6 protein-coding genes and 3 pseudogenes are annotated in these 12,969 nt (G+C 36.4%); 6 read left to right on the top strand and 3 right to left on the bottom strand.

Features of this window, described 5'->3' with window-relative positions; genetic code table 11:
• Window positions 1-85: 85 nt before the first annotated feature.
• Window positions 86-469, top strand: a pseudogene (locus ABWU48_RS00720) (IS66 family transposase); the annotation flags it as partial.
• Between the two features lie 28 nt (window positions 470-497).
• Here ABWU48_RS00720 and ABWU48_RS00715 read toward each other — a convergent pair.
• Window positions 498-1,308 (bottom strand): annotated as a pseudogene (locus ABWU48_RS00715) (IS630 family transposase).
• Window positions 1,309-1,397: 89 nt separating this feature from the next.
• A pseudogene (locus ABWU48_RS00710) lies at window positions 1,398-2,230 on the bottom strand (IS5 family transposase).
• 63 nt (window positions 2,231-2,293) lie between these two features.
• Between ABWU48_RS00710 and ABWU48_RS00705 the strand changes: the two are divergent.
• Window positions 2,294-2,896 (top strand): transposase, encoded by a 603-nt coding sequence (locus ABWU48_RS00705; protein WP_209472971.1) that lies wholly within the window; start codon window positions 2,294-2,296, stop codon window positions 2,894-2,896.
• A 124-nt stretch (window positions 2,897-3,020) separates the two neighbouring features.
• On the opposite strand, the gene ABWU48_RS00700 is transcribed toward ABWU48_RS00705, so the two are convergent.
• Window positions 3,021-5,819 (bottom strand): WPE palindromic element domain-containing protein, encoded by a 2,799-nt coding sequence (locus ABWU48_RS00700; RefSeq protein ID WP_264329429.1) that lies wholly within the window; start codon window positions 5,817-5,819, stop codon window positions 3,021-3,023.
• A gap of 99 nt (window positions 5,820-5,918) precedes the next feature.
• Here ABWU48_RS00700 and ABWU48_RS00695 point away from each other — a divergent pair, with 99 nt between their 5' ends.
• The 4 genes from ABWU48_RS00695 (at window position 5,919) to uvrA (ending at window position 12,955) form a co-directional block, all read left to right on the top strand.
• Window positions 5,919-9,017 carry a phosphoribosylformylglycinamidine synthase subunit PurL gene (locus ABWU48_RS00695; RefSeq protein WP_209473246.1) on the top strand — a complete coding sequence of 1,033 codons (3,099 nt, stop codon included), beginning with the start codon at window positions 5,919-5,921 and terminating at the stop codon, window positions 9,015-9,017.
• Between the two features lie 95 nt (window positions 9,018-9,112).
• Window positions 9,113-9,625 (top strand): hypothetical protein, encoded by a 513-nt coding sequence (locus tag ABWU48_RS00690; protein ID WP_264705876.1) that lies wholly within the window; start codon window positions 9,113-9,115, stop codon window positions 9,623-9,625.
• Between the two features lie 50 nt (window positions 9,626-9,675).
• A complete protein-coding gene (locus ABWU48_RS00685) occupies window positions 9,676-9,816 on the top strand; it encodes a hypothetical protein (RefSeq protein ID WP_010962923.1) in 141 nt (46 codons plus the stop codon).
• Between the two features lie 343 nt (window positions 9,817-10,159).
• A complete protein-coding gene (uvrA, locus tag ABWU48_RS00680) occupies window positions 10,160-12,955 on the top strand; it encodes an excinuclease ABC subunit UvrA (RefSeq protein ID WP_353288394.1) in 2,796 nt (931 codons plus the stop codon).
• The last annotated feature ends 14 nt before the right edge of the window (window positions 12,956-12,969 follow it).

Below are 12,969 nucleotides of genomic sequence, written 5' to 3'. Positions count from 1 at the left end.
ACCCAAGGTATCCGTTCAGCGGAGTGGTAGAATAAGGTAGACAAAGTGATCTAAAAAGATAATCATAGAGCAAAAGTGAGGTAATGTGGTAAACCTTTTAGAACTTTGCAAAAATTTACAGCAAAAAATAGAAAAACTGAAAGCAGAGATAGAAAACTTAAAAGCAGAAAATAAAGCTTTAAAGATAGAGAACGCTGAATTAAAGGAAAGGCTTGGTTTAAACTCGAAAAATTCATCTCTACCGAGCTCTAAAGAATTGTACAAAACAAAAAAGGACAAGCCAAAAAGCGAAAGGAATGTTGGCGATCAGGTTGGGCATAAAGGAAATTTTCATGCTACAATGGAAGCGGATAAAGTAGTAAAAATAGAGTTGCCTAATATTTGCGAATGCGGAGGAGAGCTTGTAATATGCGAAAAACCTTATGTTCACCAAAAAGTTGATCTTCCGGAAATTAGGCCTTATGTAGTATAGCATTTCTCATAATAGTCCGAACAGGTCATAGGAAGGCAGAATCAACAGCACGACGAAAGGATTCGAATAGAGGAATGTTTTTCCTGGCTCTGTTTTTTATAGCAAACCAATGATGCTCAATTTTGTTGAAATCTGGAGAATAAGGCGGCAGATACAAAATTTCTGCACCAACCCCTTTAGCAAGCTCGATAATCTTATCAGACTTATGAAAAGTAGCATTGTCAAGAATGACAGTCTGTCCAGGTTCCAAGATCGGTGTCAAAAATTGCTCAAACCATCCATTAAAAACATCCATATTACAGTGGCCTTCAAAGGTTAACGGAACAACTATCTTTCTTCCACTTAAGGCTGCAACCATACTGATTCGTTGAGTTTTCTTTCCAGATTTTAAGGCATAAAACCGCTGTCCTTTCTGGCAATATCCGTAGTTCGGTGTTATCAATGCCAGACTCATCTATATACACTAAGTTTTTAGGTTCTTTTGTCGCTATAATTTTCAAAAATTCAGCACGTTTTTCTTCGTTTCTTTCCTTGTATCCATATGTCTTTTTTTGCGCGTAAATCCAATTTTTTTAAGGGCTCGATAGATCGTTTGGATACTAACGTTGTTCCAAAGTTTAGCCATTTCCGATAGAGTCTTTCCTCCGTGTTCTCTGGCAAATTTGGCAAAGGTATCCCAGTCGGTAATTTTGTGATTGTAACCCCCATTTCCAAGTTTTTTTGATTGAAAGTCTCCTGTTTCTTTTCTTCTTTGCTGCCACTGTTTCTCTGCTTTCTCCTTCGTCTAGCGCTTCCATTGCTTTTTTTCTTAAATCATAACTATATGCTGCTGGCATTCAACCTCCTTATCATCATCTACCCTTATCCTATCACATCCGGACTTTTATGGAAAGAGCTATAAGAGGTTGTCCGGAAACTAGTAAATTCAAGCATATTCCCTCTTTAACATAACCCTACTCATAGCTAGGTATATGAAATTCTCAGTGGATGTTGTGAGTAAATCATACTCCTTCGATAGCCTTCTATTCCTATTAACCCAAGCAAAAGTCCTTTCTACAACCCATCTTCTTGGCTGTACTTTAAACCCTTGTTCTCTTGTTGGTAGTAGCTCAGGTGGCGTATCTTTGTGCACCCAAAATCTACATGGAGGCCTTTTAACAATTTCAATATCTATGTCATATTCTTCCTTTATGTGATTCTTTAAATTTCTTCCTTGGTATCCCATGTCAGCCCACATTTTTTTAACTTTAGTATATTTTGTTCTCATATTGTTTAATGCTATTTTAATACCATCTCTATCATTTTCGTTAGCAGCGCCTACGTAACAACCTAGTATAAAACCCTGAGTGTCTGTAATTATATGCCTTTTTCTACCCTTTACTTTTTTACTTCCATCATAGCCTTTGATCCCCCCTTTTCTGTAGTCTTTACAGATTGACTATCTACTATACAGGCACTCGGCTGCTCATTCCTTCCTATTTTTCTTCTACTATATTTTGTAATTTCATAATTCATTTTCTCAAAAATTCCCTGCTTCTTCCATTGCCTGAACTGCTCATACACAGTCTTCCATAGCGGAAAATCATTTGGTAAATACCGCCATTGACACCCTGTACGCAATACATAGAAAATTGCTTCTAATATTTCTTTTTTGCTATACTTTGGCGGCCTTCCTCCTTTCTTGTATGATACTCTGAAGTGTTTTTCTATTCTTGCCCATTCCCTTTCGCTTAGATCTGTTGGATACTTTTTTCTCATCTTTACCCCGTACTAAAATTTCAGATATTATAGCCTTTTACTTGTTTCCGGACAACCTCTAATATGGAAGATATCGAAATTGCTATAGACAGTACAGGAATTAGTATATACAACAACACTCCTGGTCACAGCAAGGAAAATAGCACTGACAGAAAATATCGTGGCTATGAGCAAACGAGAAAATTGCACGTAATGTTGAATATAAACAACAAAAAAGCCATAGCTGTAAAATACAGTAACGGTGTCTACTCTGATCACTATGGAGCTTGTGATTTGCTAAAAGAAGTTGATTTTCAGCATGCCATAAAAGCACTATATGCAGATAGAGCATGTGATAGGCACAAGTTTTATAAGTTGTGTAACGAATATGATATAAAGACAAAAATTCCACCAATAAACAATGCGGCAGAACATCCAGAAATAGATTATATGTCTGACAGGAATGCTGCTATTAGGTTAATAAAATTATACGGTGAAGATGGCATGAAAGAATGGAAAAAAGAAGTAAATTATGGGAAAAGATCTTATATTGAAGGGTTTTTCTCAAGATTAAAGCAAATATTCGGATTTAGTTTTAGGAATAAATCTGAGATAAATCGAGAAAAAGAACTAAATGCTATTTGCTTAATAAATTCACTGATATTGGTATGGCTAAATTTGAGATAGTTACATGAATTTACCATAAATCACCATCTCATAAAGTGTGATGCAACAAAGCCATCCCAGTGTCAAGCACTGGGATGACACCCTTTTGGATGGAAACCAGTGTCAGGTACTCGGATGACACCATTTACAACCACTCTCCTACCCTTTCTAGCTGTTTATAGCTGTTAAATCTCAGGAATTTATCAAAATATGGAGAGGCAATAAAGGGTGTGGAATTACTTAAATAGTTAGATAAAAAACCAGGCAGATCATTTTTTAATTCTTGCATTTTGTATCTATAATTTTGTATAGAAATAACTTTTATTTTATCATAATCAAGTTTCCAATAAGCAAGTTCTGAGACTTCTCTTTTTGTTATATGTTCTACCGCTAAGGCTTGTAAAATTAATTGCGGAAAAAATCCCGACATTACTTCTTCATTGGAAGGTGGTGTACCAAGCTTATAGTCTATAATTGCCACTTGCCCACTTGGTAGATACTCAACTCTATCACATCTTGCTATCAGTGAAATTTCTTGTGGCTTATTTGTCATCCAAGCAGTTTCATACTGATCACAAGAACCAGTGTCACGCGCTGGAATATGAAATATCGGACAGGAAAAGTTCTTTTCCAACTCAACATAATTGCTTCGAGTTTCATCAAATTCGACAAAAGATTGAATTATCCTTTGCAGTCTTACCCACCACATATTTGAAAAATTAAACTGACTAGTCGAGAATGCTTTTCGTGCAATGCTCATTGGCGATTTTTTGTTGCGTAAATATCTTGCAAGAATGTTGTGTACCATAGTGCCAAATTCCAATATCGATGGCTTGAAATTCAAGTCTCTTAATTGTTTAAGACCCAGTATATATTCAACGTAAAATGAATAAGGATTACGAATTAGCTTTTCTATTGCACTGCAAGACATCACCTGCATTTTTTCTTTTCTAACTTCGGTTTGAGGTTTTGGCATAGGCTGAGTACATGGAACAGTACATTCAGGCGTATTTAATATCCTTAGCCAATCACGATACGGCTGCTTCCCCTCCTTGAGTAGAATTTCCAAACGCTGCAATAGAATTGGCTTTCTATGGCTTAGCGATCTTGTAATATAAACCTTACTTGCACAAAACAAATTGTGTAAAGTATAAAAAAAATACCCCTGCTCTTCTTGCGCAGAAGGAAGATTAAATTTTTCTCTCGTAAGTGCATTCAAAAGCGGACTTTGAAAGCTTGGCGCTTCATTAAATCCAGCAAGTATTACAACTTTGTTGTGATATAAGCTGAATTTATTCAAGTCACTTGCTACAAAGAAAAACTCTTTCTCTAAAAATAAGGTCAGAATTTGGCTATATAACTCTAAGGAGCATTTAATTCCTACACCCTCACATGCATTTGAGAAATTACAGGTAAAATTACCTATTTCACTATTTAGCTCTGAAAAATTTATACCAGATAATATATTAATACACTGCAAATGAGTTGCTACCACATCGAAAATAGAGCAATTTATAGAACGAAGTAAAGGATTAAATATAACCTCTAACTTACTGATAATAAGTAATATATCTTCTTTGTATTTTAGCTTTTTATGGGCATTGATAGCATTTATAATATCGCTCAGACCATTTGTACTAAAGTTGCGTAATATCTCTATTTCAAATTCAGATAAAATCCGAGTGTACTCTTCTTGAGTGTAACCAAAAGTCACTAGCCTATGTTTAAGGAGCGAAAGTAATGACACACTGCTCCAATTTGAGGTCAAAACTTCGATACTATAAAGCAGAAGCGTTATATAAGGGTAATTTTCCGGTATGGCACTGTGTTGCCTTGATAAACATGCTATACGAGCTGCAAGTAATTTATCAAAGACGACCAAAGAAATGTTTTCATAACCTTCATTTTCTATAATTAATGATGTCACTTGTGCTTCTTCCTCTCTGGAATCACAAGTGATGACTTCAATATTGCCAACATGTCCACTACTAACTTTGCTTAGATCGGCAGTTGTATCAAAGACGTAATCTAGATATTCCTCAGGACTTCCTGTTATCCCAGCCCTTTCTTCTGTCATCCAAGTAGCTGACACTGGGATCCAGTTTTCATTATACAGCCACCTGGTGCGCTCATTTAAAGTTAAGTTTTCTGGATCCCAGTGTCTGGGCACTGGAGAACACGCTTCTGGCAGAAAACTAACATCCCTTCTATCCACTTTTAAATAATCGAGCAGATCTTTCAGGCAATATTGATAATGTTTTTTATCAAGCGATTTCCAGTCTTTCTCTTTAATTTTCAAATTCAAGTTAGGCAAAATTATTTTTCCAAATGGCAGATCATATATAGCCCTAATTAACGACTTATCCTTTCCAATTCCAACAAAGATTATATATTGGTCTTTTTGTAAAGAGATTATCATATTGTTTATGTAATCACTCTTATGTTTTAATATATCTACTACTTCTAAATCTTTTAAAGTTTTACTCCAAGTCTCAGTGAGTAAGCTTATGAAATTCTCTATTTTTTTTGAATGTTCATCAAATTGATAACAATCCGTTGTTTGGGTAGATTGAATTTTATCAAGCAGTGATGGCAGGCTATAAGCTAAATCAATTGGAAAATTATCATTATTTTTTCTATTCCACTCCAATATGAATTGAATGAGTAGCAGTGTCCTTTTTGTTGGCTTGATAACTTTAACCCTATCAAGATTTAATATTAAATCTTCCTCATCAATATTCTCTAGCGAAACTATCTCTGGCAAAATTATGCATTTTTTAGCGTTATGATTCTTGAATGCACTCAGCAGCGCTATCACATCCCTCTTGCAAGGAAGTATGATTTTTACTTCAGGAATTTTTTCTCTTTCATATTCAGAAAATATGTGCTGAACCAGCACATCAAAAAGAGATTCATCCACATTAACGGTAAAAACTCTTCCCACTAACAGTAACAATTAATACAATATTTTATTGTATAGAAATTATTCAAAATATAAACGTGCTTGTATGCTATTATATATTAAAATTTTTTATAACATTACATGGCAAACATTAGAATAGAAGTTTTAAATAAATGCGAGCAAATTGGCCGCAGATGGTTAGTCAACGTTTACTCGATTTACATACGCAAAGGATTACCATCCAAATTATATGAAGAAATTTGCGGGCTATTTTATAATAAAGTCATACAAGACTGCCGTTATTATTCCTACAATGAAAACCTTGAAGAAGTTCCGTATGATTTCATAGAACCACAAGCAAAGTGGGGCTTGGAAATAAGCTTCCTACCTGGCATGACCGATAATGTAGGCAACACAGTGAAACAAATTGTTAGAGAGTATTTAATAAGCAAAGGCTATATCGACCAGCCTGTCATCCCAGCCCCTTCTTTTGTCATCCCAGTGCTTGACACTGGGATCCAGAAAGAGAAAACGCAGATTCCAGCGTCACGCGCTGGAATGACACCGATTGAGATCAAAGCAAGAAGTTCAAAATTGATTCTAAGTCAAGGAGATTTACCAACCGAAGATGATATAAAACAAGAGTTCAACCCCATCACTGAGTATTGCACACTTATCTGTAAAGAAAATAATAACTATAGCTGGAAATATTATGGTAAATATAAGTCATTAAATACCCACTCCGGTGTCATTCCAGCGCGTGACCAGGAAAAAAAAGAATGGATCCCAGTGTCAAGCACTGGGATGACAGAAAAAAAGGCTGGGATGACAAAAGAGAGCACTGGAGTGATATCAAGTAGTAATGGGGCTAAATCTGTTGATTTAAATGTAAGTGACCAAGAACTTGAGAAAATCAGCAGAGATGGAATCGATGGTAATGGCACTTTAGGGCTCTCGCTGGCAGCAATGAAAGCTATAAAGGATTACTTTAAAAAACTTGGTAGAAATCCATATGATATTGAACTTGAGTCTCTGGCACAGACTTGGTCTGAACATTGTAAACACAATATTTTTTGCTCCCCTATTGATGAAATAAAAGACGGTCTATATGCTCATTATATTAAGCGTGCAACGCGTGAGATAAATTCTGACATATGCGTGTCAGTTTTCTCCGACAACGCAGGAGGAATAATTTTTGATGACGATTACTTGATTGTAGATAAAGTTGAAACTCACAATAGCCCTTCAGCTCTTGATCCATTTGGTGGAGCAATGACCGGAGTGCTTGGAGTTAATCGCGATATAGTGGGTTTCGGGAAAGGCGCAGAGCCTATAATGAATACCTATTACTTTTGCTTTGCCAAAGAAGCAAAAGGCAAATTTTATAGGGATAAAGAGCGCACTGATGAGATCTTACCGCCAAAATATATAATGAAAGAAGTGATTCACGGTGTTAATGTTGCTGGTAATTGCTCTGGTATTCCAACACAACTTGGATCGGTATATTTCGACGATAGATTTTGTGGCAAGCCATTAGTTTTTGTCGGAAGCATTGGAATTATTCCACGCAATATAAATAATGCACCTTCACACATTAAAGGACCAAAAAATGGCGATAAGATTGTAATTATTGGCGGAAGAGTTGGAAGAGATGGAATTCACGGTGCAACGTTCTCTTCAGAGGCTTTATCGGGAAATAGCCCTTCAACAATTGTGCAAATTGGTGACCCTATAACACAAAAAAAATTATCCAATGCCGTCATAAAAGCAAGAGATCTTGATCTTTATAATGCAATAACGGATAACGGAGCAGGTGGGCTGTCGTCGTCTATTGGTGAAATGGGAAAAGACGGATTTGAAGTTGATTTGAGCAAGGTTCTCCTTAAAAACGATGGTATGGCTCAGTGGGAAATATGGATATCAGAATCACAAGAGAGAATGACCTTAGCAGTGCCAGAAGAAAATCTCCCTATGTTTAAGCAAATCATGAAAAAACATGATGTGGAGGTTTGTGTGATTGGAGAGTTTAATGAGAGTGGTAAAGCTGTTGTTAAATGTCCTGAAGGGACAGTAATAATGGACATCGAAACTGAATTTCTGCATGATGGTAATCCCAAAGTGCATTTACAGACGAAACCGTGGTCTAAGGGGCTTCCAGCGCTATGCGCTGGAATGACAACAAGTTCGCCTTCTTTAGCAATTGAACTAAAAGAAATGCTGAGCAGACCAAACATTTGCAGCAAAGAGTTCATAGTGGTGCAATATGACCATGAGGTTCAAGGGTCGTCAGTGCTGAAACCACTGCAGGGCAAGGGAAGAGTGTGCAGTGAAGCTATTGTTTCAAGGCCAATCCTTTCTTCAAATAAAGGTGTTGTAAAATCGCAAGGATTTGGCTCAAGTTATGGAGAAATTGACACCTACCACATGGCAGCATGTGCAATTGACACCGCGATACGCAACTATGTAGCCGCAGGAGGAAATATAAATCATCTAGCGTTGCTCGACAATTTTTGTTGGTGTGATGCTTATAATCCAGAAAGGTTGTGGCAACTAAAGAAAGCTGCAGAGGCTTGTTACGACTTCGCAACTGCATTTAAAACACCATTCATATCCGGAAAAGACAGTATGTTCAATGACTTCAAGGGATATGATGAAAATGGCGAGAAAGTGATAATCTCTGCACCACCTTCATTACTCATCTCAGCAATTGGAATTATAGAAAATATTGAAAATGCGGTATCGCTTGATGTAAAAATGCCAGGGGACTTGATATATGTGCTTGGAGAAACACTTGATGAACTTGGTAGATCTGAATATCAGTTATATAGTGGAATAGGTAATAACAACGTACCAAAAGTTGATGCAAAGAGCGCTAGGAAGTTGTATGAGCGTTACAACCAGGCAATAAAAGATGGCATAATTGCCTCTGCAATTGCACCAAACTTAGGCGGATTAGTTATTGCTCTGGCAAAATCGCTAATTGCAGGAGACCTTGGTGCTGAAATCGATCTTTCACTAGTGCCAATAGGAAAAATACAAAATACAGACATAATAAACAAGATAATAATGTTTTCTGAATCGCAAAGTAGAATTTTGGTTACTATTGCACCACAAAATCAGAAGAGGTTTGAAGAATTGTTTGAAGGTGCAGTTTATTCATGTATTGGCAAAGTAACAGAAAAAAAGGTGCTAAACATAAAGGATGTTTTAAAAGTAGATCTGAAAGATGTGGCATGCTAATATAAAATATTTTTCTTATTATGCTAAATAACTCTTTTACTATATGTAATGTTTATTTAGAATGAATGTATGTTATTAATTTTGGGTAGGTAATTATGTCTATTTTATCGATACTCCTGTTTATCAGTCTTTCTTTATTCAACACTTCAAATAAATTGATGATATGTGCTGCCTTATTTGTGGGAGCTGCTTTAGTTGTAAATTCAATGGTTGAATTTTATGGCAGAAGCAAAGCTACGTACAACTTAATAGTGTGTACAGCGCTATGTTGTGTTTTTAAATGGCAAAGTTTTAATTTGATGATATTGATTTCATATACTGCAATTTTAGTATCTCTTCTCTCAAGCATAATTATTTTTGAAAAATTAAAGTCCAAGTTGAATTTTCATATGGCAAATTTCATTACTTTAATTATAGCATCAGTGGTTGATAGTGCCGTTGTATGTGTTGGATTACTATACAAATTTTCTGCAGGTAAATGCCTATCAATATATACTAGAGACTTAATTTTTAAGTTTTCTTATGCGTCAGTATTGAGCATCTGTTTGTTTGTAGGAATGTATTTATTTTGCTTGGCAAACAAGAAGTATTTTAAGATTTCCACATAACCTGTTTTCTGATATAGCTAAACTGACTTTGGGTCCTAGGGGTGTATTTGGTGCGTAACAACAGTTTAGAATTTATAGGTAGCCTAAACCCACAACTGTACAAACATTATGATTTGAGCCTATCAGGGGGGTGTCATTCCAGTCTGGAATCCAGAAAAAAGAATGGTGTCATCCCAGTGCTTGACACATAGCTGTACGAACATTCATTTTTGAAGGTAAATTGCACAGCAAATGGTGTCATTCCAGTCTGGAATCCAGAAATTTTGCTTATAACTGAGCTGATGAGCTAAAGGTAGTTGTCTTACGCTAAAACAAACGTTTTTAATTAAGTTGCATAGAACCAGTGTCTGGGCACTGGCCTACTTAACCGTCATACCGTCGCGGTATCTCAGCCGCTAACAAGTAGCGGAATGACGATTTATCAAACGCTGCCTAATTTTCCGTAACAGTTGAAAAAATCAATAGAAAATCAATATATCACTATAAATTCACGTATTTTGAGGCTATAATGGTTAATACGTTATATGGTATAATATGGACGATTTTATCAGAGTTAAGGGCGCAAGGGAACATAATCTGCAAGGTGTAGACGTCAATATACCGAAAAATAAGCTAGTTGTTATAACTGGGCTAAGTGGTTCTGGCAAGTCTAGCCTTGCATTTGATACGATTTATGCAGAAGGCCAACGCCGGTACGTTGAAAGCCTGTCAGCTTACGTGCGTCAATTTCTCAACATTCAGGATAAACCAGATGTTGAGTCGATTACAGGTCTCTCTCCTGCAATATCTATCAACCAGAAATCGATCTCAAAAAATCCAAGGTCAACAGTTGGAACTGTTACCGAAATTTACGATTACTTGCGCTTAGTATATGCACGAATAGGAGTTCCTTATTCACCTGCAACTGGATTACCAATAACAAAACAAACGGTGTCTCAAATTGTAGACACTATAATTGCGTTACCTTTAGAAACTAAGATATATATACTTGCCCCTGTTGTGCGTGGTAGAAAGGGAGAACATCTTAAAGAGATATTGGAAATTAAAAGACAAGGTTACGTAAGGTTCAAAATAGATGGTGAAGTGTACAATGTAGATGACTTGCCTAAACTCGATAAGAACAAGAAACACGACGTTTTTGTGGTTGCAGATAGAATATCAATATTGGGCGATATAGGAAATCGACTGCCAAGTAGTATAGAATCCGCACTAAAACTTGGTAATGGTCTAATGTATGTAGAAATAGTAAACCTACCTGACAACCATAATTCCGAGTATAAAAATGGTCAAATTCTGACTTTTTCAGAGAATTTTGCATGCCCCGAGTCTGGTTTCACTCTTGAGGAAATAGAACCAAGATTATTTTCTTTTAACAGCCCTTACGGTGCATGTGGTTCGTGTAATGGGCTTGGTAAAAAACTAAGTGTTGATATAAAGCTAATAGTACCGGATGAAACTCTTTCAATATCTGAGGGTGCTTTAAAGCCAGTGGGATCAATGTTCCGCCAAGTGCACACAGGTTATGGATTTCTAAAAAGTGCAATTCTATCACTGGCTGAAAACTACAAATTTAACCTTGATATTCCGTGGAAGAACATAGATCAAGAAGTAAAAGATATGATACTCTTTGGCTCTAATAAATTTCAAGGTTTGATCAGTATCTTGGAGAACCAGATGGATTATGATGAAACACTTGTTGAGCGATATTGCTCTGTCACTCACTGCAGAGAATGCACTGGCTATAGATTGAGAAAAGAAGCGCTTACAGTAAAAATTGATAGCAAACATATAGGTGAAATATCAGGGCTTAGTATCGATGAATCCCTTAAGTGGTTTGAAAATTTGCCAGACAAGCTCACAGAACAACAGAAGCAAATCTCAAATAAAATACTAAGTGAAATAATCAAGAGGCTAACATTTTTAAAGAATGTAGGGTTGAATTACCTAACGCTTGATCGAGAATCTAGCACTCTCTCTGGCGGTGAGAGTCAGAGGATCAGACTTGCTTCGCAAATTGGCTCAGGATTAACGGGGGTTTTATATGTTCTTGATGAACCCTCGATTGGCCTTCATCAATGTGATAATGATCGGTTAATTGCCACACTAAAAAACTTAAGAGACATGGGTAACACTGTAATCGTTGTTGAGCATGATGAAGATACAATAATGGCTGCTGATTATGCGATTGATATTGGTCCTGGAGCTGGCGTAAATGGTGGAAAAGTTGTTGCAGAAGGAACACCAGACCAGGTGCAAAGAAATTCAGGGAGCATAACAGGGCAATATTTGAGTGGAGAGAAAAAAATTTTAATTCCAAGGAGAAGAAAGAAAGCAACTCAGTTCATAAAAGTAATAAATGCATGTGAAAATAACTTAAAAAATGTGAACGTTAAATTTCCTATAGGGAATCTTATTTGTGTTACTGGAATATCAGGAGGGGGAAAATCAAGTTTAGTCATAGAAACGTTATATAAATATTCAGCACATAAGGTACATCACTCGTCTGCACGGTATGGTCGGTGTGATAGAATAGAAGGCCTTGAATATATAGATAAAGTTATAGAAGTTGATCAGTCGCCAATTGGTAGAACTCCAGCGTCAAATCCAGCAACATATGTTGGTATGTTCACTCATATAAGAAATTGGTTTGCTGGTCTTCCAGAGTCAAAAGCAAGGGGATATAATATAGGCCGGTTTTCATTTAATACCAGAGGGGGAAGGTGTGAGGCTTGTAAAGGTGATGGGCACTTAAAGATAGAGATGCATTTTCTACCGGACGTTTATGTGAAGTGTGAGCAATGTAAAGGGCGAAGGTATAATCGGGAAACATTGGAAGTTACTTATAAAGAAAAATCAATCTCTGATGTGCTTGATATGACGATAGATCAGGCTTGTGATTTTTTTGAAAACCTTCCAATGGTAAAAGAAAAGTTGGTTTCTTTGCAGGAAGTAGGGCTTGGCTATATAAAACTCGGACAGTCGTCAACAACGTTGTCTGGGGGTGAAGCACAACGAATAAAGCTGTCCAAAGAGCTATCAAAACGATTTACCGGAAGAACATTGTATATTCTTGATGAGCCAACAACTGGATTACACTTTGAAGATATAAATAACTTACTAAAAATACTCCATAGATTAGTCAATCTGGGAAACACTGTTATAGTTATCGAGCACAATTTGCACGTTATAAAAACTGCAGATTATATAATAGACATCGGACCAGAGGGAGGAATAAAAGGCGGAGAAGTGATTGCTACTGGAACTCCAGAAGAAGTGGCAAAAATTCCAGAAAGTGTTACAGGCAGGCATCTTAAAACATATTTATTATAAACTATTTCTTAATT

The organism is Wolbachia endosymbiont (group A) of Tromatobia lineatoria, assembly GCF_964028565.1.
Classification (GTDB): Bacteria; Pseudomonadota; Alphaproteobacteria; order Rickettsiales; family Anaplasmataceae; genus Wolbachia; species Wolbachia pipientis.
This window is presented reverse-complemented; position numbering and strand designations above follow the sequence as displayed.